General features: G+C 36.8%; 25 protein-coding genes. 19 read left to right on the plus strand and 6 right to left on the minus strand.

What is annotated here, in order from left to right:
- Positions 1-3 precede the first annotated feature (3 nt).
- Entirely contained in the window at positions 4-924 is a 921-nt protein-coding gene (locus GQR60_RS08405) for a c-type cytochrome (RefSeq protein WP_160463442.1), read from the plus strand.
- Between the two features lie 3 nt (positions 925-927).
- Here the strand turns inward: GQR60_RS08405 and GQR60_RS20195 are convergent, their stop codons facing one another.
- On the minus strand, positions 928-1,059 hold the full coding sequence (locus tag GQR60_RS20195; protein ID WP_262885054.1) for a hypothetical protein: 132 nt from the start codon (positions 1,057-1,059) through the stop codon (positions 928-930).
- Between the two features lie 41 nt (positions 1,060-1,100).
- On the opposite strand from GQR60_RS20195, the gene GQR60_RS08410 reads away from it, so the two are divergent.
- The 8 genes from GQR60_RS08410 to GQR60_RS08445 all read left to right on the plus strand — a co-directional run bounded on the left by GQR60_RS08410 (position 1,101) and on the right by GQR60_RS08445 (position 9,672).
- Positions 1,101-3,572, plus strand: coding sequence for a heavy metal translocating P-type ATPase (locus tag GQR60_RS08410; protein ID WP_124992488.1), 2,472 nt, complete (start codon positions 1,101-1,103; stop codon positions 3,570-3,572).
- 7 nt (positions 3,573-3,579) lie between these two features.
- Positions 3,580-3,789, plus strand: coding sequence for a cbb3-type cytochrome oxidase assembly protein CcoS (gene ccoS, locus GQR60_RS08415; protein WP_101308110.1), 210 nt, complete (start codon positions 3,580-3,582; stop codon positions 3,787-3,789).
- A gap of 4 nt (positions 3,790-3,793) precedes the next feature.
- A complete protein-coding gene (gene ccoN, locus GQR60_RS08420) occupies positions 3,794-5,923 on the plus strand; it encodes a cytochrome-c oxidase, cbb3-type subunit I (protein WP_124992489.1) in 2,130 nt (709 codons plus the stop codon).
- 187 nt (positions 5,924-6,110) lie between these two features.
- Positions 6,111-6,311 (plus strand): cbb3-type cytochrome oxidase subunit 3, encoded by a 201-nt coding sequence (locus GQR60_RS08425; RefSeq protein ID WP_124992490.1) that lies wholly within the window; start codon positions 6,111-6,113, stop codon positions 6,309-6,311.
- A gap of 23 nt (positions 6,312-6,334) precedes the next feature.
- A complete protein-coding gene (locus tag GQR60_RS08430; protein ID WP_124992491.1) occupies positions 6,335-6,901 on the plus strand; it encodes a cbb3-type cytochrome c oxidase N-terminal domain-containing protein in 567 nt (188 codons plus the stop codon).
- Positions 6,902-6,942: 41 nt separating this feature from the next.
- Positions 6,943-8,340 carry a cytochrome c oxidase accessory protein CcoG gene (ccoG, locus tag GQR60_RS08435; RefSeq protein WP_124992492.1) on the plus strand — a complete coding sequence of 466 codons (1,398 nt, stop codon included), beginning with the start codon at positions 6,943-6,945 and terminating at the stop codon, positions 8,338-8,340.
- A 45-nt stretch (positions 8,341-8,385) separates the two neighbouring features.
- On the plus strand, positions 8,386-8,823 hold the full coding sequence (locus GQR60_RS08440; RefSeq protein WP_160463443.1) for a FixH family protein: 438 nt from the start codon (positions 8,386-8,388) through the stop codon (positions 8,821-8,823).
- 117 nt (positions 8,824-8,940) lie between these two features.
- The gene (locus tag GQR60_RS08445) at positions 8,941-9,672 is read left to right on the plus strand and encodes a sulfite exporter TauE/SafE family protein (protein WP_124992494.1); all 732 of its coding nucleotides are present in this window, start codon (positions 8,941-8,943) and stop codon (positions 9,670-9,672) included.
- Between the two features lie 81 nt (positions 9,673-9,753).
- On the opposite strand, the gene GQR60_RS08450 is transcribed toward GQR60_RS08445, so the two are convergent.
- A complete protein-coding gene (locus GQR60_RS08450; protein ID WP_124992495.1) occupies positions 9,754-10,434 on the minus strand; it encodes a Lipl32 family lipoprotein in 681 nt (226 codons plus the stop codon).
- A 401-nt stretch (positions 10,435-10,835) separates the two neighbouring features.
- On the opposite strand from GQR60_RS08450, the gene GQR60_RS08455 reads away from it, so the two are divergent.
- Complete coding sequence (locus GQR60_RS08455; RefSeq protein ID WP_124992496.1) at positions 10,836-11,099, plus strand: SEC-C metal-binding domain-containing protein; 264 nt, start codon at positions 10,836-10,838, stop codon at positions 11,097-11,099.
- Between the two features lie 69 nt (positions 11,100-11,168).
- Here GQR60_RS08455 and GQR60_RS08460 read toward each other — a convergent pair whose 3' ends face one another.
- The gene (locus tag GQR60_RS08460) at positions 11,169-11,600 is read right to left on the minus strand and encodes a c-type cytochrome (protein WP_160463444.1); all 432 of its coding nucleotides are present in this window, start codon (positions 11,598-11,600) and stop codon (positions 11,169-11,171) included.
- Positions 11,601-11,813: 213 nt separating this feature from the next.
- On the opposite strand from GQR60_RS08460, the gene GQR60_RS08465 reads away from it, so the two are divergent.
- The 9 genes from GQR60_RS08465 (at position 11,814) to GQR60_RS08505 (ending at position 20,886) form a co-directional block, all read left to right on the plus strand.
- Positions 11,814-12,596: an SCO family protein gene (locus GQR60_RS08465; RefSeq protein ID WP_124992498.1), complete on the plus strand. Its 783-nt coding sequence runs from the start codon at positions 11,814-11,816 to the stop codon at positions 12,594-12,596.
- 95 nt (positions 12,597-12,691) lie between these two features.
- A complete protein-coding gene (locus GQR60_RS08470; RefSeq protein WP_124992499.1) occupies positions 12,692-14,302 on the plus strand; it encodes a cytochrome c oxidase subunit I in 1,611 nt (536 codons plus the stop codon).
- A complete protein-coding gene (locus tag GQR60_RS08475) occupies positions 14,295-14,909 on the plus strand; it encodes a cytochrome c oxidase subunit 3 family protein (RefSeq protein ID WP_124992500.1) in 615 nt (204 codons plus the stop codon). Before GQR60_RS08470 ends, GQR60_RS08475 begins: the two co-directional genes overlap by 8 nt.
- 10 nt (positions 14,910-14,919) lie before the next feature.
- The gene (locus tag GQR60_RS08480) at positions 14,920-15,207 is read left to right on the plus strand and encodes a cytochrome C oxidase subunit IV family protein (protein ID WP_124992501.1); all 288 of its coding nucleotides are present in this window, start codon (positions 14,920-14,922) and stop codon (positions 15,205-15,207) included.
- 3 nt (positions 15,208-15,210) lie between these two features.
- Positions 15,211-16,152, plus strand: coding sequence for a cytochrome c oxidase subunit II (gene coxB / locus GQR60_RS08485; protein ID WP_124992502.1), 942 nt, complete (start codon positions 15,211-15,213; stop codon positions 16,150-16,152).
- A gap of 9 nt (positions 16,153-16,161) precedes the next feature.
- Positions 16,162-17,028, plus strand: a complete 867-nt coding sequence (locus GQR60_RS08490; RefSeq protein ID WP_124992503.1) for a protoheme IX farnesyltransferase — start codon at positions 16,162-16,164, stop codon at positions 17,026-17,028.
- Between the two features lie 85 nt (positions 17,029-17,113).
- Positions 17,114-17,431: a cation transporter gene (locus tag GQR60_RS08495; RefSeq protein WP_124992504.1), complete on the plus strand. Its 318-nt coding sequence runs from the start codon at positions 17,114-17,116 to the stop codon at positions 17,429-17,431.
- Between the two features lie 600 nt (positions 17,432-18,031).
- Positions 18,032-18,871, plus strand: a complete 840-nt coding sequence (locus tag GQR60_RS08500) for a restriction endonuclease (protein WP_124992505.1) — start codon at positions 18,032-18,034, stop codon at positions 18,869-18,871.
- 200 nt (positions 18,872-19,071) lie between these two features.
- Positions 19,072-20,886 (plus strand): toxin-antitoxin system YwqK family antitoxin, encoded by a 1,815-nt coding sequence (locus GQR60_RS08505; RefSeq protein ID WP_124992506.1) that lies wholly within the window; start codon positions 19,072-19,074, stop codon positions 20,884-20,886.
- A gap of 151 nt (positions 20,887-21,037) precedes the next feature.
- Here the strand turns inward: GQR60_RS08505 and GQR60_RS08510 are convergent, their stop codons facing one another.
- Genes GQR60_RS08510 through GQR60_RS08520 form a run of 3 tightly spaced genes read right to left on the minus strand, consistent with a single transcriptional unit; the run spans position 21,038 to position 23,334 of the window.
- Positions 21,038-21,604: a c-type cytochrome gene (locus tag GQR60_RS08510; RefSeq protein ID WP_160463445.1), complete on the minus strand. Its 567-nt coding sequence runs from the start codon at positions 21,602-21,604 to the stop codon at positions 21,038-21,040.
- A 24-nt stretch (positions 21,605-21,628) separates the two neighbouring features.
- A complete protein-coding gene (locus GQR60_RS08515) occupies positions 21,629-22,792 on the minus strand; it encodes a quinol:cytochrome C oxidoreductase (protein ID WP_124992508.1) in 1,164 nt (387 codons plus the stop codon).
- Positions 22,793-22,812: 20 nt separating this feature from the next.
- Positions 22,813-23,334 carry a DUF3341 domain-containing protein gene (locus GQR60_RS08520; RefSeq protein WP_124992509.1) on the minus strand — a complete coding sequence of 174 codons (522 nt, stop codon included), beginning with the start codon at positions 23,332-23,334 and terminating at the stop codon, positions 22,813-22,815.
- Positions 23,335-23,373 lie beyond the last annotated feature (39 nt).

Consider the following 23,373-nt stretch of genomic DNA (forward strand, 5'->3'; position numbering starts at 1 on the left):
ACAATGAAAAATGCTATCAAAATAATTGCCAGTTTGTTTCTACTTTTTGTATTCACCGCCTCTGTTGTAAATGCCCAAAAATGGCAGGCACCAGTATTGTCGAAAAAGAAACAAAATCCTTACGAGGCCAGCACAAGAAATATTAGTTCTGGTAAAAAGATTTACAATATTAATTGCAAGTCCTGTCATGGTGATGCTACCATGGGAAACATGTTACCTCTTCAACCAGTTGCTCCTTCCGATTTAGGATCGCAGGCATTTTTGATCCAAACAGATGGAGAAATCTATTACAAGGTTAACAAAGGCAATGGCGCAATGCCCACTTTCGAAAAAACTTTAAGTGACGAGGACAAGTGGATGGTTATTACCTATCTGCGCTCTTTCGATCAGAATAAAAAGGAAAGCAAGAAAATTGTGGAAGTGAAAAATCCTGAAGTAACTGATGTGAAACTTCTTTTAGACATCAATAATGAGAACAAAAGAATATTAGCTAACCTAACGGGTGTTACTGCAAAAGGTGATCGTGTTGCCTTGCAAGGTATTGAACTAAGCGTAAAGGTGAAAAGAAACTTTGGCTATTTAGATATCTCGGGCGACGATGCATACACAAACGAAAAAGGGGAAGTTAATGTTCAATTTCCGGAAGATTTACCCGGCGATCGTGAAGGACATGTGAATCTTTTAGTTAAAGTTACCGACGATGCCTACTATGGAGAAGTGATTGTTGATAGAATTGCCAGCCTTGGCATACCCACCAACCCGGTAAATCCTTTGGATGAAAGAGCTATGTGGGGAACCCGGGCAAATGCTCCTATATGGATTATTTTCAGCTATGTTGGTGGAGTCATCTGCATTTGGGGAGTTATCTTTCTGGTACTATTTCAACTAATTCAACTGCCTAAACTCGCAAAAAACAAAGAATAAAAACTACTCGGAATCATTCTCTTTCTTCTTTTTTGATGGTGCACCTAATTTATACAAGAGGTATCCCATCCCCACTAAAAAGTGAAGAGCTGTAATTCCAGCTATAATGTAAACAAGAGTTGAATCAGATTTCATATCAAATAATCTAAGACTGTAAGGTCTGCAAGTTGGTGAAAATGCAGGAAGAAACAAAAAAACACATTTGTGTACACTGTGGCGACGACTGTGGTTCACATCCCGTAATTTGGGATGAGAAGCCATTTTGCTGCAATGGTTGTTCTACTGTGTATCAGATTTTGCACGAAAATGAACTTTGTACCTACTACGATTTTGAATCAAACCCTGGAATTAAAATTGAAGCCGGAAAATACAAAGAGAAATTTGCTTTTTTAGATGACAACGAAATTGCAGAGCAACTTTATGAATTCGCAGAAGGAAATATCAGAAAAATAACTCTTTATATCCCAAGCATACATTGTAGTTCTTGTATTTGGTTGTTGGAACATCTCAATATTTTAAATCAGGGAGTTATTAAGTCGATGGTCAATTTCGTTAAGAAAGAAGTGGCCGTTACATTTAATTCCGATGAAATCTCAATTAGAGAATTGGCTGAATTACTTTCTTCCATTCATTATATCCCTGAGATTACTCTTGATAAATTACAATTAAAACAAAATGAAGAAGTAAACAAGAGTCTTCTTTACAAAATCGGTATTGCCGGATTTTGTTTTGGAAACATCATGCTTTTGAGCTTGCCCGAATACGTTCCGGGTCATGAGTATTTGGAAACTCATTTCAAAGAATTTTTTGGGATGATGAATTTCTTCCTTGTTTTACCTGTTTTCTTTTACAGCGGAAGTGATTATCTGCTATCTGCCGGAAAGGCAATAAAACACAAATTCATTAATATAGATGTTCCTATTTCGATGGGAATACTGATGCTCTTTATTCAAAGTAGTATTGAGATTTTCAGCGGTTCGGGAGCTGGTTATATGGATTCCCTTACCGGATTAATTTTCTTTCTCTTAATAGGAAAGTGGTATCAAAACAGAACCTATCAGGCACTCTCGTTCGAACGGGATTATCGATCTTACTTTCCGGTTGCCGTAAGTAAAATGGAAAACGGAATTGAGATAAGTACTCCTATTGAAAAGCTGGAGAAAGGCGACATCATATTAATCCGTAATCAGGAATTGATTCCTGCCGATGGTATTTTAATGAAAGGAGAAGCTCAGATTGATTACAGTTTTGTTACCGGTGAATCGAAACCTGTATTTAAAGAAAGCGGCGACGCTGTTTTTGCAGGAGGAAAACAGATGGGAAGTGCCATTGAACTGACCATCGAAAAAGATGTAATTCAAAGTCGTTTGACCCAATTGTGGAATCAATTTGAAGGCGAGGATTCTTCAAATACCAAACTAAACTCATTAATCGATCAGATCAGCAAATATTTCACCATTGTAATTATTGCAATTGGACTGTTTGCAGGAATCTACTGGCTGCTAAATGATTCAAGCAAAGCTGTTTTTGCCTTTACTTCGGTTCTGATTGTTGCTTGTCCGTGCGCACTGGCTCTCTCTGCTCCTTTCGCTATGGGAAACACCATGCGATTGATGGGAAGAATGGGAATCTATCTAAAAAGCTCGGCAGTGGTCGAAAAATTAAATTCAATCACCACCATCGTTTTTGATAAAACAGGAACGATAACACAAGCCGATGAGGTAAAGGTTAAATTTCATGGAGATGCATTAAGTGATGATGACAAAATCGCAGTAAAATCATTAACCAGACATTCTACTCATGTTCTAAGTTCTACTTTGTATGAGTATTACAAGAGCATTCCTCCCGAAACAGTTGTTGACTATACTGAATTGCCATCAATGGGAATTTCGGGTACAGTTAATGGCCGGAAAATTAAGCTGGGCTCTGCAAAATTTATTTACGAAGGAAAAACAGAAACCAGTTCTTTAAACACTGAAGTTTACCTTTCGGCAGATGGAAAAATAAAGGGACATTTCTCTTTGAGTAATCAATACAGAACCGGTTTGTCAGAATTAATAAACGGACTGGCTCCTAAATACGATTTGCACATTTTATCGGGTGATAATGATTCGGAAATGGAAAATCTGAAACAGATATTTCCAGCAACATCAATTATCCGCTTCAATCAGTCGCCAAATGATAAATTGGAATACATCAACAATTTAAAGAAACAAAACAAATACGTTTTAATGATTGGCGATGGATTAAATGATGCCGGAGCCTTAAAAACAAGCGATGTTGGTATTTCAATTGCCGATGACATTTACCATTTTTCGCCTGCGTGCGATGCTATTTTGGAAGCTTCAAAATTTCAAGAATTAAAGTACTTCCTAAAAATATCAGCAAAAAGTGTTTGGATAGTAAAACTAAGTTTCATACTCTCTTTTCTTTACAATTTATTTGGATTGTATTTCGCAGTACAAGGAATCTTATCGCCTATTGTTGCAGCTCTGCTAATGCCAATCAGTTCCATTTCGGTGGTGGCTTTTGCAACTTTTACAACCAATTACATTGCTAAATCGAAAGAGACAAATAATAAAACCAAATCGAATAATAAAGAAGCAAAAACATCTGTTTTTCTAAAAAAATCGGTTCAACTAAATTAAATAGTAAATGAGTGTATTGTTCGTTTTAATAGGTGTTAGCATGCTTGTAGCAGGAGGATTTCTTGTCGGATTCCTTTGGGCCGTGAAGAAAGGACAATATGATGATTCTTATTCTCCATCTGTTCGAATTCTATTCGACGATCAGGAAAATGAAGCGCAAAAAGAAGAAAAAAAACAAATAGAAAAGGATACAACTAAGAAAAACCATAAATCTTAATTTAATGGAAACACAACATTTTTCGTACGATAACAAAATCGTGAAATTTTTCGCCTACGCAACCATTCTTTGGGGAGTAGTTGGAATGTTGGTAGGGCTTTTGGCAGCGCTGCAATTGGCATTCCCGATTTTTAATTTCAATCTGGCTTATACCTCTTTTGGTAGAATTCGTCCGATTCACACCAATGCAGTAATTTTTGCATTTGTTGGGAATGGAATATTTACCGCAGTTTATTATTCACTTCAGCGCTTATTGAAAGCCAGAATGTTTAATGACAGACTTAGTTGGATCCATTTCTGGGGATGGCAGGCCATAATTGTTTCGGCGGCTGTCACTTTTGTTTTAGGAATCACTACCAGTAAAGAATATGCTGAGTTGGAATGGCCGATCGATATTGCCATTACCATTATTTGGGTTGTGTTTGGCTGGAACATGTTTGGTACCATTCTAAGAAGAAGAGCCGATCACCTTTATGTTGCCATATGGTTTTATATCGCAACTTTTGTAACAGTTGCCGTTCTTCATATAGGTAATTCAATTTCCCTGCCTTACAGCTGGATTCAGTCATATCCTGTTTATGCCGGTGTGCAGGATGCTTTGGTGCAGTGGTGGTATGGTCACAATGCAGTTGCATTTTTCCTGACTACGCCGTATTTAGGTTTAATGTACTATTTCCTGCCAAAAGCAGCCAATCGTCCGGTGTATTCCTACCGACTTTCGATTATTCACTTTTGGGCATTGGTTTTCCTTTATATCTGGGCCGGACCTCATCACTTACTTTATACCTCGTTACCGGATTGGGCGCAATCTTTAGGTGTTGTTTTCTCAATCATGTTACTTGCTCCTTCGTGGGGAGGAATGTTTAACGGACTGCTTACACTTCGCGGTGCCTGGGATAAAGTCCGCGACAGTGCAACTCTAAAATTTATGGTGGTTGCTGTAACTTGTTACGGAATGTCGACCTTTGAAGGCCCGATGATGTCTCTTAAATGGGTAAATTCACTGACACACTATACCGACTGGACAATTGCTCACGTTCACATTGGAGCAATGGGCTGGAATGGCTTCCTTACTTTTGGAATGTTGTACTACTTGTTCCCAAAAATGTGGAACACCAAACTGTACTCTGAAAAATTAGCCAATGCACACTTCTGGGTTGGAACATTAGGTATGATTTTTTATGCGCTTCCATTGTATTGGGGTGCTATTGTTCAAACCCTAATGTGGAAAGAATTCACTCCGGACGGATTGTTAGCTTATCCTAATTTCTTAGAAACTGTCACTCAGATTCTGCCAATGTATCACGTAAGAGTTTTAGGCGGACTTCTTTACTTCTCCGGACTGTTCTTAATGGTTTATAATCTACTAAAAACTGCCGCATCCGGTAAATGCATAGACAATGAAGAAGCTTCGGCACCTGCTATTGTTACCGATACAAAACGCAGCAATAGTGAAGGTTTACACCGTTGGTTAGAGAGAAAACCTGTTCAGTTTATGATTTTGGCTACAGTTGCAATCTTAATTGGCGGTGCATTCGAAATCATACCAACGTACCTGATCAAATCAAATATCCCGACTATCGAGAGTGTAAAACCTTATACTCCTCTTGAGTTGCAGGGTAGAGATATTTATATCCGTGAAGGCTGTAATACTTGTCACTCCCAAATGGTTCGTCCGTTCCGTTCAGAAACAGAACGATATGGTGAGTATTCAAAAGCCGGCGAATCAGTTTACGATCATCCGCACTTGTGGGGATCGAAACGTACTGGTCCGGATTTGGCCCGCGAAGGTGTTCCCGGTGGAAAAATGTACAAAACTAATGTTTGGCATTTTAACCATATGCTGGATCCGCAAAAAATGAATGCTCAATCCATTATGCCCAAATATCCCTGGCTGATAAAAGACGTATTGGATACTTCATCAACTCCGGCAAAAATTCGGGCGATGACCACTTTAGGTGTGCCATATGCTGAAGGATACGATCTAATTGCCAATGACGATTTGAAGAAACAAGCAGAAGAAATTGCTGCCGATCTTAAAAAATCGGGCATTGAAGTAGCTAGTGATAAAGAAATATTAGCTGTAATAGCTTACCTGCAGCGTTTGGGTAGAGATATTTCGGTTCAAAAATAGATATCAGATATTAGGTGTGAGAAATGAGAAAAATACTTTTAATAATGATTTTGTCTCAATTCTCATATCTCTTATCCAAAAACTAATAAATATGAAACGTCAATGATTAAATAATTATTAACTCATATACAAGAATGATTATTTACTCATAAAAAGTTCCATGTGACAACTTTAAACAATTTGACAGATGAAAATAGTTAGTCATTATTTACAAGGCATTGCTGATGTTGGTTTTTTCCCAAGCATCTCATTACTGATTTTCTTCCTGTTCTTCGCAGGAATGCTTTGGTGGACTTTCAAAAAAAGCAACAAAGAATTCTTTACGGAAATGGAAAGTTATGCTCTTGAAGAGGATGGTGTAAATCCATCATCGGAAGCAAAAGAATAAACAGGCCCAAAAATCAAGATAAAATGGAGAAAAAAGATAAATTCTTAGAAGAAAACGAGCATCTGATCAGCGATCATGATTATGATGGGATTAGAGAATTAAACAATCCAATGCCAACTTGGTGGCGTTACTTGTTCTATATCACAATTGTTTTTGCCGCAGTATACATGTTTCGTTATCATGTTTTTGGTGATGATTTACAAATTGCAGAGTACAATAAGGAAATGGCTCTTGCCGAAGCAAATAAACCAAAAACTGCTTTTGATGAGAATGCTCTTGTTTTAATGACAGCGTCGGCAGATTTGGACAATGGAAAAGCCATCTACGACAAAAACTGCATTGCTTGTCATGGATCATTGGGAGAAGGTAATGCAATTGGGCCTAACCTTACCGATAAATATTGGTTGAATGGCGGCAGTCTTAAAGATGTTTATCAAATCATTAAAGTAGGAAAACCTATGAAGGGAATGTTAGCCTGGCAAAATCAACTATCGCCTGAACAAATGCTGCAGGTTGCCAGTTATATAATGGGACTGCAGGGAACAAATCCTCCTAATGCAAAAGAAGCTCAGGGTGAATTGGTTGAATAAAAAAATATCTAGCCGCATAGGTTAATAATAAACTGAAAAACATGGCTCCTAAAAACCCATATACCGGCTATCGTGACCAACTTGCGACTCTTAATGAGACAGGAAAACGCAGATGGGTATACGCACAAAAACCAAAAGGGAAATTATATAACTATCGGAATATTGTTAGCTATACCTTACTGTTTTTGTTATTTGCCATTCCTTTTGTGAAGTTAAATGGTGAGCCATTTTTGATGTTGAATATTTTAGAGCGAAAATTCATTTTATTTGGCGTCCATTTTTGGCCTCAGGATTTTCATCTCTTCCTGTATTCCATGATTACTCTTTTTGTATTTGTGGTGCTATTTACCGTTAGCTATGGTCGAATATGGTGTGGTTGGACCTGTCCGCAAACTGTTTTTTTAGAATTTATTTTCAGAAAAATTGAGTACTTAATTGAAGGAAACCCAAGCCAACAGCGCAAATTGGATTCCCAACCAATGAATTTTACTAAATTCTGGAAAAAGAGTTTGAAAATCATTCTTTTTTATGCAATCTGCTTTTTAATTACAAACGCCTTTTTATCCTACATTATTGGAATTGACCAGTTGCTGGAAATAATGAAAGCTCCAATATCCGAACATAGCGTTGGATTTACTGTGGCAGTTTTGTTCTCGGGCGTTATGTTCTTTGTTTTTACAAAATTGCGCGAACAGGTATGCTCGATGATTTGCCCTTATGGGAGATTGCAGGGTGTACTATTAGACTCCAATTCGATAGTTGTTGCTTACGATTACAAGCGAGGAGAAGAAAGAGCTCCGCTGGAGGCTGGCGAAGATCGGGTAAAAGATGGCAAAGGAGATTGTATTGACTGTTATCAGTGCGTTGATGTTTGTCCAACCGGAATTGATGTGCGTGATGGGACTCAATTGGAATGCATCAACTGTACTGCGTGCATAGATGAATGCAATTCTGTAATGGAGTGGATAGGTAAACCGAAAGGTTTAATTCGATTCGATTCTGAAAAAAATATCGCCGAAGGCAAAAAACAAAAATGGCCTGCCCGTAAAATTGCTTACACCATAGTTCTGTGCATTCTGCTGGGAATTGTTGCTGCTTTATTTGCTTCTCGAAGCGATTTGGAAGCCGTTATCCTGCGAACTCCAGGCTTAATGTATCAACCTCAGGAAGGTGGGATTAGTAATATGTACAGCTTTAAAGTTGTTAACAAAACGGTTGCCGAAGTTCCAATTCATTTTAAAATAATGAATCACGAAGGAGTTATTAAAGTAATTGGAGAAGAATTAAAAGCCAAAGCAAGTTCAATAAAAGAAGGTGTATTCTTCGCAATTTTACCACAAAAAGAAATCACAAGCGATAACATTCCAATTACCATTGGTGTGTATGCCGATAAACGATTAATAGAAGAAGTTAAACTAACTTTTGTAGGACCAAACTAAAGTAAAAGTAACAAGGATAAAGTAGAGAGGATCAAAATGAAAAAGATGAGTTGGGGGACAAAACTAGCAATAGGAGCTTCGATATATGTTATCGGGATTCTTACTTTTGTTGCATTTAGTACAACGCAAAAAATCAATTTAGTATCAAAAGATTACTATCCTAAAGAGGTGGAATATCAACAACAAATTGATAAATTAAATAATGCCAAAAAATTAAATGAGACGATCCTTATCTCGCAGGAAAACGGGAAATTACAATTCCAATTTCCGGCCAATATGCACGATCTGGTAAAAGGCGAAATCATATTTTATCGTCCTGCCGATTATGAATCTGATATTAAAACTGCCATTGATCTTGACGAAAACGGATTGCAGGAACTTAATACAGATCAACTTTTAAAAGGCATGTACACCGTCAAAATAGATTGGGAACACGATGGCATTGGATATTATAAAGAAGAGGCTGTTTACTTGAATAAATAAGACCTCATCCCCTATCCCCTTCTCCTTTAGAAGAAGGGAGAACAATATATACAAGTTTCCCTCTCCTGAAGGAGAAGGGGATTAAGGGTGAGGTGTACAAATATAAAATTGATACTCATGGTATATCTATCAGCATTAATACTCGGACTTATGGGCAGTTTTCACTGTGTGGGAATGTGTGGTCCTATTGCACTGGCAATTCCATTAAAAACAACTTCATGGCTGGCAAGAATTTCAGGCGGTGTAATTTACAACATCGGACGTGCCCTTACCTATGCAATAATGGGAGCCATATTTGGTTTGCTGGGAAGAGGTTTGGTGATGAGTGGATTTCAGCAATGGGTTTCCGTTATCATGGGTGCTATCATGATTCTATCTGTAATCACTCCTTCCATTTATAAGAATCGCTTTAACGCTGAAAAAGGGATATTCTCCTTTGTAGGAAAAGTAAAACTTTCCTTGGGAAAACTATTCACTCAACGAAGTTATGGTTCTCTTTTTCTGATCGGATTATTAAATGGACTACTTCCGTGCGGATTGGTTTATGTTGCTATCGCGGCAGCAATTGCCACAGGATCATCTGTTGGCGGCGGACTTTTTATGTTCATTTTTGGTTTAGGAACTCTTCCCATGATGTTGGCGATTTCACTAATTGGTAATTTAATCACTCTTGAATTGAGAAAGAAAATTACCCGATTGATTCCTTATGCCATTGTATTTATTGGTATTCTGTTCGTACTTCGCGGATTGAGTTTAGGAATTCCTTTCTTAAGTCCACCCGAAAAAGCTATGCATGTTCCAACCGAACAAGTGGATGTGTCGAAACCTAAACCAGATTGTTGTCATTAAAATAAAAAAAGAGGCTAAATTCAATTGAACTTAGCCTCTTTACTGATCTTCGAAAAGTCGAATGTCGATTTTAAAGAATTTTTATTTGATTTGAGCTTTTAACTCTTCAATTGTTTTAGCCATTACAATTCCAGGAATTTTAACTGGAGCTCCAACTTGTGCTAAAAAAGTACCTTTTACTTCACCTTTTTTATATGTTGTAAACCCAATTCTATACAATCCCACAGTTAAGGCTTTCAAAGGATTACCAACTTCACTCTTATATCGCAACAACGAATTGTATTTTGTTCCTCTTGGAGTTTTAGGCATTTCACTGCTATCATCATTTTTTGCTAATGAAAACCATTTTGCACTTTTTACTCCTTCAGCAGAAATTTTATCAGCACTAAAAATATCAGAACGTTCCAAAGTAATATAAGTATCAAAATAGTCTTCTGATTCTGCATTTGCAGTATACTCTTCCGAAGTAATCGCATCTTTTACAGATGTTTTACCAACGGGAGACATCATTCGAACACCTAATTCAGGAGCGACTGCAGGAACCCATAAATAGATAAAGTAAAACTTCTTTCCATCAATCACCTCATCTTCAGTATCCTTAGCTGCATATCCTAAATACGAAACAACATCTGTATAAGGTACTTTAATCGTTTTAGGTCCAATTTTCTTTTCTGTTAAACCACCGAATTTACCTAGTTTTTGTGCCTGCGAAGGAGCTACAACGGCCAAGGCTAATGCCAAAATCAAAATTAATCTCTTCATTTGTTTTATTTATTTAATTAACAAAAAACAAAGCTATACTATTTAATTAAACTTAGCAAATTCAAAACTCATAATTAATTATAACAGTCCTTTCACCACAAACCAATCATTCTTCTTTATTCCATTAACTTCAGGTGATTACAAACAAAGGCAACTAACTAATCCATACTAAAACTTAACTTATTGCTGACCATATCACAATCACAACTTAACATTACACACTCATATCATAATGAATCTATTGCACTTTACAAATTGCTTATCCTCTTAATGAAATTTTGCAATTAGACATTTTATCTCTTGACAAAACAATTCACACGAGAACTTATTTTAATTGTTTCCAATCAGGATATCTTGTAAATTAAGGGGAACCTAACTTTTACTAAAGATATTCCAACACTATGAAAAATATCCTTAACAATTTGTTGACTTTTTTCAACACTACCGAAAAAGATTCCTTTCACTATGTAAGAATTGAACGAAATGACAAATGCTTTTGCAACAGCGGTAAAAAGTACAAAGCTTGTCATTACCCCGAGCATCAGAAGAAAAGTAAGATTGCTGTTAAAAAAATTAGTGAGACAACCGGTGAAGAACAAATTAAGGTTCTAAGTATAAAACGCCTTCGTAAAGAATATTATCGTGTAAAATCGAATGTACATTAAACGATCTGCGCTTTTGGCTCATGGCTTCACCTATTCCCTATAACCCAAATACCATAGCCAAAAGCTTATTTATCTCTTTACAGCCTCAACCTGTTCCAAAGAAACCTGACCGTAATTGTTTCCCCAGGAATTCAGAATATAATTAAAAACGGCGACCAATTCCTTATCGGTTAAACCAGATGCAGGCATTAAACTATTGTATTTAATACCGTTTACTTTAATTGGTTTATTGCTTCCGAATTTTACCATTTTTATGGCATCTTCCGTATGTTTCTTCAAGTAATCGGAATTAGCCAAGGGCGGATAAAATTTTTCAATACCACTACCCGTTTTCATATGACAGTTCATGCACTTGGCTCTATATAATTGAGCACCATTTTCCATTTCAGATACTGGTATTTCGGCACTCACAACTTCTTTCTTTGTCGCTTTCTTATCCGATCCTCCGCAAGAGGTTAAAAAAAACACAATTATCAAAAATATTACGTTCAATTTATTCATGCTCATTATTCTTTTTTAGATCCAATAAAAATAGTAAACACACAATGTATTTTCAAAATTATTTCGCATTCTAAATAGCTAACTACTGCAAAAAAAGCCAATTAACCATAAGAACCCATCAAATATTTTTATATATTTATAAGGATCAGAGTAATGATTACCAAATAATTGCCCCATTTATCTCCTTACCCCTAAAACTATGGAGGACTATTTATGAAATTAAAACTTACTGTTTCTTTTCTGCTAATCTTGATTACTTCTTTATCATTTGGTCAAGACGTAAAAGATTTGTACTACGACATGGAAGTTGGAGTCATAGAAAATCTTAACGACACCATTCCTCAGGATATACAATTAACCAACGAAGCCGGTGAATTGATCTTTTTAAAAGATCAAATTGATAAACCTACAGCAATTGTATTTGTCTACTTCCGTTGCCCGGGAATCTGCAGTCCTCTTATGGACGGTTTGGCTGATGTCATTCAAAAAAGTGATTTGGAAATCGCCAAAGATTATCAAGTCATCACAATTAGTTTTGATCCGAAAGAAACTTATGATTTGGCAGTTAAAAAGAAAAACAACTACAAGTCCTTAATTAAAGGTAAAAACACACAAGAGGGCTGGAAATTCTATACCGGCGACAGCCTGAATATTGCTAAGGCAACAAAAGCATTTGGGTTTAGATATAAAAAGGTTGGCAACGAATACACACACGCAGCTACAGTTATCGTAACAAGTCCCGATGGAAAAATAACCCGCTATTTAAATGGCACCTACTTTTTACCATTTGAGTTTAAACTGGCTATTATGGAAGCTTCTAAAGGCCAGACAGGACCAACTATCAACAAAATACTTCAATATTGCTACTCCTACGATCCGGTAGGACAAGCCTATGTTTTAAATATCACCAAAATAACCGGAGCCATTATATTGATAATGGGACTGATTGTTTTTCTATTATTGGTGTTCGTGAAAACAAAAAGGAAACAACAATAATACAAACCACAAATCCTCAGATTAACACAAATACGATCTGTCAGAATTTGTAACATCTTTGGTTCCAATTAAGATAAAAAATTAACACGATACATATGACTGATACCGTAATTCAAAACCATGAACCAAATTACCTTGAATATCAAGGACGGTACAAAGGAATATTTTCATGGATTTTCTCTACAGATCACAAACGAATTGGCTTGTTGTATTTATACAGTATGCTGGTGCTTTTTAGTGTTGCAGCTATTCTGGGTCTGTTAATGAAAATAGAGCTGATTGCACCCGGAAAAACCATAATGGATGCCCAGACTTACAACAGCTTTTTCACCCTTCACGGGATAACCATGATTTTTTTAATTGTAGTTCCCGGCTTACCTGCTGTGTTTGGAAATTTTTTCCTGCCTCTGATGATTGGAGCGAAAGATGTGGCATTTCCCAAGCTCAACCTTTTGTCGTGGTGGATCTATATTTTAGGTGCGACCATTGCTCTTTCGGCTCAGTTTTTTGGTGACGGACCTCCAGATACCGGCTGGACATTTTACGCTCCCTACAGTTTTAGAACAGGAACCAATATGCTGCCGGCCGTGACTGGTGCATTTATTTTAGGGTTCTCTTCCATAGCAACCGGACTCAACTTTATCGTAACTATTCACAGAATGAGAGCACCAGGTATGACTTGGATGAAAATGCCTCTTTTTCCATGGGCTATATACGGAACAAGCTGGATTCAAGTACTGGCAACACCAATTGTAGGAATTACATTATTAATGATTGTACTGGAACGCACCCTGCAAATCGGATTTTTCGATCCTGCTTTGGGCGGCGATCCAATCTTATATCAGCATTTATTCTGGATTTACTCCCACCCTGCCGTTTACATCATGATACTGCCGGCGATGGGTGTGATCTCAGAGATTATTCCAACATTCGCGCGAAAAACCATTTTCGGTTACAAAGCAATTGTTGTGTCTACTTTAGCAATTGCATTTGTAGGCTACTTTGTTTGGGGTCATCACATGTTTACATCAGGAATGAGTGGAACAGCCCTGTATACATTTTCGATTCTTACATTTTTGGTAGCCATTCCCAGTGCCATTAAAATATTCAATTGGGTAGCTACCCTTCATAAAGCTTCCATCGATATTCAAACTCCTTTCTTGTGGGCTCTTTGCTTTCTTTTTGTTTTCATGATCGGAGGATTATCAGGAATGGTACTGGGTGCCTTATCGGCCAACGTTCATTTGCACGATACGGCATTTGTGGTTGCTCACTTTCACTTTATTGTTTTCGGTGGTACCGGATATGCATTTTTTGGAGCTCTGCATTACTGGTACCCTAAAATGTTTGGCAGAATGTACGACAAAGGCTGGGCAAATATAGGTTTGGCAGTATTCTTCACAGGCTTTAACACTCTTTACCTTCCTATGTTTTATTTAGGAATGATTGGAATGCCCCGCAGGTATTACGACTATGTTGAAGAATTTCACGGACCAAATATTGTATCCTCGTTTGGAGCCATGCTCATGATTTCCGGCCTGGTTATTATCATCACCAATTTGGTTCGCTCGGCCCGAAAAGGAGAAATTGCAGAAGCCGATCCCTGGAAAGGAAAAACACTTGAATGGACAATTGCCAGTCCTCCGCCTTTGGAGAATTTTGCGGAAATACCAGTAGTAACCAAACAGCCATACGACTATGAGTAATCACACACACATTGATGAACACCGGGACGATGAAGGTGCTAAAACGGGAATGTGGATTTTCATATTTACTGAGCTGCTGCTTTTTGGCGGATTGTTTATTGTCTATTCGGTATACCGTTACTTAAACCCGGCGGCTTTTCATTTGGCCGCCGAAGAACTGGATACTTTTATTGGCACAGCAAATACTGTAATTCTACTTATAAGCAGTATGACAATTGCCATGTCTATAAGTGCCATACAATCTCAGAATAAAAAACTTACGTTGATATTAATGGGCATTACCATTTTACTGGCTGTGGCATTTATGGTGAATAAATATTTTGAATGGAGTGGGAAAATAGCCCATGGTATATACCCTGGGAGTCCAACGCTGATGGACGCAAGTCAGGGAGAAATCCTGTTTTTTGGTTTGTACTATGCCATGACGGGACTTCACGCATTACACATTGTTATAGGTGTAGCATTCATTGCTTACGTAATGAGACTGGTGGTTAAAGATGAGGTACAACACGACAACTTCGCAATACTCGAAAACAGTGGGTTGTATTGGCATTTAGTCGATTTAATCTGGATTTTCCTTTTCCCCTTATTCTACCTAATCACTTAATTGTACTGTTATGGAAAAAGAACAACATACCCACATTGTAAAATACAAAACCTATGTATTTGTTTTGATTGCCTTGCTTCTCATGACCTTTACATCAGTGGCCATAACCAGTCTTAATTTAGGTCCGTACACAGTTTCAGCTGCTTTAGTGCTGGCTGGTATTAAATCCCTATTGGTATTACTGATTTTTATGCATCTTAAATTCGATAAAAAGTTCTATGCCATCATGGTAGCCAGCGTATTTTTACTGCTGGGCTGTGTTATTTTTATTACATTCTTAGACTACTTATACCGATAGCTTATGACTTCTAAAGCAATACCCGATGCTTCTAATTTTGTGAAAGGTGTAGATACTTCTTTCGAGGTGATATTGGGAATCATTTTCTTTTTCCTCATCGCCATCACAGCTACCATGATATACTTTGTATTTCGATATCGAAAAGAAAGAAATCCGGTCGCTACCCAAATCCACGGAAGTGTTTCCCTTGAGATACTTTGGACGGTTATTCCCACCCTATTGGTGATGGTGATGTTCTATTACGGCTGGATGGGCTACAAACCAATGAAAGAAGTTCCTGACGATGCTTTTGTAATTAAAAGTGTTGGCAGAATGTGGAACTGGCAATTCGAATATGAAAACGGCAAAAGAACAGATACGCTGTATGTTCCTTTAAATCGTGCAGTAAAATTAGATTTGAAGGCTCTGGATGTAATACATAGTTTATACATTCCTTCGTTTAGACTAAAGCAGGATGTTGTTCCCGGAAAAAAACAAATGATGTGGTTCATACCCGGCCGCGAAGGAGAATTCGATTTGTTTTGCACAGAATATTGTGGCTTGAGACATTCCTCTATGCAAACATCTGTGATTGTAATGCCGCAGGACAAATTCGACAGCTGGTATATTGACACAACTGCAACCGCTCCACTTATTTCGGATAAACCCGGGGCTTTGGGCTTAGTCATTGTAAAGAAGAATGGTTGTTTGGCCTGTCACTCGCTTGATGGATCGAAGTTGGTTGGCCCAAGCTGGAAAGGTTTATTCGGCAAAACAGAAACCGTTATTACTAAGGGGCAAACAAGAGAAATAAATGTCGACACCGCCTATGTAATCAACTCCATTTACAATCCTAACGATGATATTGTAAAGGGTTACAGCAAAGGCTTGATGCTATCCTATAAAAATGAATTAACAGAAGATGATATCGGCGAAATAATTGAATTTATGAAGACGCTTAAATAATTACTACCTATGCATATCTCTGCGAAAATATCCACGCTCTCTGAATTGGGGAAAATTAAAATTGCTGTCCCAATAGCCATTTCCTGCTTCACCGGATATTTACTGTATGCTCCGGAATTCTCTGTAGATATGGCTTATGCAGTGTTAGGTATTTTTTTGATTGTGGCCGGTGCATCAGCCTTAAATCACATTCAGGAACACAAAAAAGATGCGTTAATGAACCGCACCAAATTCCGGCCAATCCCTGCCGGAAAAATCAGCATTTCGGAAGCAGTGAAATGGAGTGTTTTCTTCCTGCTTTCGGGTTGCGGTTTACTAGCCTTAGGCGGAACTACCGAAAGTTTATGGCTGGCCATTTTTTCTATCTTTTGGTACAACCTGGTATATACTCCCTTAAAACAGATTTCGGCATTTGCTGTTGTTCCAGGAGCACTAAGCGGTGCATTTCCTCCAATGATAGGTTACGTGGCAGCAGGCGGTAATTTTTTGGACTGGCCAATTTTAGCCCTTTCCTTTTTCTTCTTTATTGGTCAAATCCCTCACTTTTGGCTCTTGTTGCTGCTCTATGGCGAAGATTATAAAAAAGGAGGTTTTAAAGTACTGACTGATGTGTTTAGCGTAAAACAAATTCACAATATCACATTAATATGGATGCTGGCAACAATAATGGTCGCTTTGCTGCTTCCCATCTTTGATGTTCTCTCATCAAAAATTCTGATTTGGTCTTTACTGGCTCTATCCTTATGGATTATTCCGAACAGTTTTATTCTTTTAAAAAATTACGACCGAATAAGCGTGCGAAAATTGTTCCTGCGCCTTAATCTTTATTTCCTGATGATCATGATCCTAATTAGTATTGATAAACTTTACTTTTAGAGCTGTTCTATTATTATCACAACCAATAAACTGGACATTTATACCAATCCTTTTTATATTTACAATTCAACTAAACCCTGTTAAAATGAGAAAAATTCTAATCGTAGTATTTGCAATTGCTTTCCTGGCCGCTTGCCAGTCGAATACTAAAAAAGCAGAGAGCAAAAAAAACGAAACAACACAAGTGGTTGACTATGAAACAATGGAATTTACCGTAACCGGAATGACCTGCACCGGATGCGAAAACACAATTAAAAATGGGTTGAAACAAATTGATGGTGTTGTTGAAGTGGAAGCTTCCCATACAAACAATAAAGTAAGCATTAAGGTGGAAAAGGATAAGGTTAATCGGGATGAAATAGCCCAGCAGATTGAGAGTATTGGTTACAATGTAGAGAAGTAAAATAAGAACCTGCGAAGCTGCATTACAAAGAAGCTGTCCCAAAAGTATCGTTCTATTGTCATTCTGATCCCGATGAATCGGGATCGCTCAACATGACAATCCGATACAAAATATTACTTTTTGGACATATTCCTTTTCCTTTCTATGAATTAAGGACTTGAGACACAGTTTTGTGAACACTCTCTTTACCTATTTAGTGAAAGTCTGAAAAATTGGTTTTTTGCCCCGTGCTAATTGTAGCAAAGCCTGAAAAAATGATTTTTTGCTCTATGCTAATTGTAGCAAAGCATAAAATGATAGTTTAAAAACTCAATAAATACAAAAACAAATCAGTCTTTGGAATATTTTAATCTCAGTTGGCTAAAGCCAAACTGCAATAGATGAAAAAACAACTCTCCTTTTGGTCCTCCCCCAGTTCAAAAAGCCTTTTTCAGTCAATTATCCGCAGGCCTGCAAGTTGGCAACTTTGACAGCTTGAATCTTTGTTTCGATTTACTACTTTAGTAATGTTTTTACCGATGAGATGTATTAAGTATATGTTTTAAGATCGATAAAAAATATATAAATGCACAAGCATTATAAGCCATTTAAAAGAAGAAAATGAATGAAATAACAGTAGACGAATTAAGAGATATTATTGCGAAAATAATTTCAAGGACTATTGATTTTCATCGTGAATCCAAAAGTTTAATCAATGAATCATATGTTAAGATTACTGGAAATCCAACGGAAGATGAAATAGATGATTTTATTGTTTGTAATGTACTATATGACCCCGAATTAATGGAGCAACTTTTAGACCCTGGATTACTCGGTTTTCAATTTAAAAAAGCAAAAGTAGATACTGCTTGGCTTAAAGAATTTGAAGAAAATACAGTTGACTGGAGTAATAATCAAACTTGGCTAGCATCAGATGAACCGTGGTTAATAACAATACCAAATCGAGAACCAGAAGAATCATTAATATGGAAACCAGATAGTATAATTAAACCAAACTGGCTATCAAATTCACCTTCTTACTTATTGTTAGCTGAAGATTTAATAAGAAAAGGAAAATTATTAAGCCAAATGAATTGGCGGGATTTCGAAAAATTGATTGCATATTTATTAGAACAAGATGGTTGGGATATTGAATTGACAAAAGCCACTAGGGATGGAGGTGTTGATGTTATTGCCATTAGAAATGATGAAAATATAGGATTAATAAAATCTGTTTGGCAAGCAAAGAAATATGGATTGAATAATAAGGTTAAACTTCATGAAATAAGAGAATTATCTACAGTACGAAATGATGAATTTGCATCCAAAGCTCTTATTGTAACTACAAATTATTTGACAAAAGACGCTATTGATTATATAAAAAGAGATAAGTTTCGACTTGGATACAAAGATAATGACCAAATGATTGAGTGGATATTAAAAGGGAAAAACGACTTATAACAACTAAGCGTTCGTGTGGCAGGAACTGCCCCGCTAGTGCGCGATTGTATCGCGTTCAATTAGACTGGAAAAGAAGACAATCATTACCCCGTTATTAAAACTTAATTGAGCAGTTTAATGAGTTTTAGACAGACTGCCGTTAGCGGTAAACTGTTCTTAAATACTCGATTCAGTAATCTAACATCATAACAATTAGTCATATGAAAAAAACGTTTCTGCTATTATTTATAGCCATTTGTTTTAATTTAAACGGATATTCTTCTGATACGATATATTTCAATCCAAATTGGGAAATTACAAGTAAAACAAAAGGTGCTTATTATCGAATTGCGGATATGAATGCTACTGGTTTCTTTTACGAAGGAGCCTTTAAGGACTATTCAATAAAGAAGAACAATATTATTTCATCTGGATGTTATGATGATTACAATAAACAAGGTAGTTTTGAAGAATATTATGAAAATGGAAATGTAAGAGCAAAGGGACAATTCACTAAAAATAAACGTAGTGGTTTATGGGTTTATAATTATGAAAACGGGCAATTTAAGATGTCTGTTGACTTTTCTACACAATATTTTAATATTATTGAATTTAGAGATACATTAAATAATTTATCTATTAAAAATGGTACAGGTCAATGTATAATAGATGTTTCTGTCTTTGGAATACCTGCTAAATTGATTGCTAACTTTTCAGAGGGCGTGCGTGATGGAAAATGGATCTATTCTGATGATCAGGGTGAAAAAATTCTAATTGAAAAATACAATAAGGGAACCTTTCTTTATGGTGATTTTAAAGGAACTATAAAAGACAACAACATTATTGGACCTTTCCTCACAAATAGGTATTTTAATGAATCTAAGTATTTTATTACTGAAAAAATGTGTTGCGAAAGGGGCTTTGACGAAAAATATTATACTTTCCTAAAGCATTTAACTAAAGAAATAAATTTTTCAAACTCTGAAAGTCTTACCTGCCTAAATAGTCAAATGCCTGTTGATGCCATAATCTGTATGGCAAACGACCATGAAAATAATTATTGGTTTGGAACAGATGGTTCTGGTCTTATAAAACTTGATACTACATTCACATTTTTCAATAAGACCAACTCCCCTTGTAAAAGTAATTTCGTATCAAAAATAGCAGTAGATAAAACTAATAAGGTTTGGTTTACTTATGGGGCTGATAGTAATGATTACAGTTTTTCAACTTCTGGCTTAGCTTGTTACTCAGAGAATAAAATAAAAATATTCAATACTGAAAATTCAGGTTTAACTTGTAATATTATTAATGATATTGCGATAGATTCAAATAATATTAAATGGTTTGCTACTTTAAATTGTATTATAAGTTATGACGAACCAAATAGTAAATGGACAAAACATTTCAATATTGATAAAAAAATTCGAATTATTGATACTTTGCAGTTTAGCAATAAAAGGGAATATTTAAAAAATGCTAAAAAGGATAGTACTTCTGACTACTCTTTTGAAATATATGCAGGTACTCAATATGAGCTTGAATTAAAAACAATTAATGGACGTTGTACTTATTATGAAAATCCTTCGTGTTTTACTGATATTAAGATACTCCCAAACAATGATTTATATATTAATTCTTTTTATTCAGGTTGTTCTAGCTATGACGGCATTAATTGGAATATAATATCTGACTCAATTCAATATGAATGCATGAAGTTTCAACTCGATAATTTTTCTCTTTGTGAAGAGTCACAGCGTAGAATATTTGAATATTCTTCAATAGAAACGACTTTGAATCCAATTTACAACCCTATGAATCAGATAATAACTGGTTTAAACAACTTAATTTGGATTCAATGTTCGGACAGAATAGTAAAGGTTTCTGATTCTCAAATTATTGAGTATCGGATACAAGATAACAGAATCAAATATGCTGAAAATGGTAAAGGTAAATCAGATTTCTACTGTATATTCCTTGATGCAGTAGGGAGTATGTGGGCTGGTATTAATGGTGGTATTATAAAAATTGAATGATTTTAAATAGGTCTTTAGTCTACTGCTAGTCGAGTAAGCCAGGGGAATTTCACCCCCTAACTTCTCCCACCACCAAATACTTCGCAGGCTCAGCATAAACCAAGTGGGTTTATTCATCAAATAATTTCACAATTATTCATAAGGGCACGTCCTACTTTTGTGCTTGCAGATCCACTTTTATGTACTCAATAATTTTCCATCTGTCGGCTTGTTTAATTTGAGCACCATGAGCACCCATAACCCCAAAGCCAACGGTTATTACATGAAAAATCTCACCGCGGGGAGTTGTTTTCATCACATCAGTAATCAAACTTCTAGGCTGAAACGGGTATTTTCCGCTCGTGAACAGATATCCTTGTCCATCTCCCTTTTCACCATGACAGTGGATGCAATAAATCCCGAAAAGTTTCTTGCCTCTCTGCACATCGTCAGCGGTCATTTCGTTGGGATTAAAAATATTTTCGCCCGCCCAAATCCGTTCTTCCTGTGTTTTTTCAAAATGGTAAGGAATCATTTCTCTGGGAATAGTACCCTCAACCGGCAAACGCAAACTCGAACCGTCTTCGAAATTAGGATTCGCAGAATAAGGTTCAAAAGCCCGCGATTCAACCATATCCGGAAAATAGGAATAACCCGGATGGTTGCGGTCTTTATCGCAGGATGCCAACAAAACCACAACTAGCAATAAAGCACTACTATAGGATACGAATTTTTGCATAACAATTTCTTTTTGGGTCATGAATCAGGTTTCGTAATGAAAACTCTCTTCGAGTAAAGGATCATTTTTACTTAACAGCGGCGCTTTAGCCAAAGAGCTTAAAACAACAAACAAGAAGCCTACCAGATACAAGCACACAAAGCCAATTTCCGTTAAGCCAATTTGCGCCGATTTCCCGATTGTTCCGGGAATTACCAGTAAATAAATATTCAACCATTGACCAATCAAGACTATCACCGCCATAATAGATAACCACTTTAAATTTCGTTTCGAATTCCGGGTCATTAATCCCAGAAATGGAATTACAAAATTAAGAACCAAAATGGTGAAAAACAGAATGGTATGATCGTGCAGTCTGGGTGCAAAATAGGCCGTTTCTTCAGGAATGTGACTGTACCAGATTAACAGATACTGAGAGAACCACAAATACATCCAAAAAATACTGAATGCAAACAGGTATTTTCCCATGTCGTGAATGTGTTCTTTGCTGATGAATTCCAAATGGCCTTTCCATTTCAGAAAACGGATAAAAAGGATAATGGCAGCAATGCCAATCTCAAAAAGACCAATAAAAATAAACCATCCGTAAAGGGTGCTGTACCAATGTGCATCAATAGACATTAACCAATCCCAGCTCATGGCCGAACTAGATACGGCAAAGAAAACCATGAATAAAGCGCCCAGTAACTTTCCCTTTTTATAGTATTTGATATCTGTAGATAAATCCTGCTGCAGGGAATTTTTTCGCAGCAAGCGCGTCAGCCATATCCAAACACCAAAATAAACCACCATTCGGATGAAAAAGAACGGAATATTTAAATAGGCCGCTTTCCCCTCCAATACCGGATCGTGCAATCCCTCATGGGACCAATGATAGATATCATGCATACCGAAGTACAAAAGGAACATCAAAATAGCTGATACCGGCAGAAATGATATCAAGGCCTCGGGAATGCGCTGCAATGCGGTATGCCATCCTGAATAAGCTATTTTATGCAATGCCTGAAATACGCCTCCAAACAGAGCAATGAACAGGAAAAACAGGTTGTTAATTAAAAAATTTGTCCAAAACCTCTGACCGTTGGGGGCTTCTATTAAATACCCAAGCAGAAGCAATAGAATTCCGAATCCCCCTACAGCGAGCAGTGCAATTTGTGTTTTTTGGGAAAATGTATAATTCTTGTCCATCACCATTTGGTTTATGCGGTTTACAATTCAATCTCCTTAACCTGTATGTTCATAGCCTCTTCTTTTTCAAGAATCCCTTTCACAACATCATCCTGACTTCCTGCCTCATCCAGATCTACAATAATCACAAAACGGTCATCGGTACTTCGTTCGTCGTGAATCACAGTCCTGGCTCCGGGTCCGAGTTTCGAGCGAATAAAGAATGCTATTGCCATTCCAAAAGAGGCAAACAGAACCGTCAGTTCAAAAGTGATCGGGATAAAAGAAGGAATCGCAAAATGCGGCTTTCCTCCAATAAACAATGGATAATCGACAGTAAATGCCCAGGTTTGAAAGCCAAAAGCTACAGCCAAACCAATACCTCCGCAAATAAATGCCACAGTTGGCAAATTGGATCGTTTGTAACCCAAAGCAGTATCCAGGCCATGAACCGGAAAAGGAGTCAAAACATCCTGAATGGAAACATCCTGAGCCCGCAATTCCTTGGTAGCACGAAGAAGATTTTCCTCATCTTCAAAATAGGCTGAAATATATCTTTTCATATGTCTATAATTTGTTTTTCAATTGCCCTATGGAACTCG

Origin of the sequence: Labilibaculum euxinicum (assembly GCF_009795715.1) — a bacterium.
Classification (GTDB): domain Bacteria; phylum Bacteroidota; class Bacteroidia; order Bacteroidales; family Marinifilaceae; genus Labilibaculum; species Labilibaculum euxinus.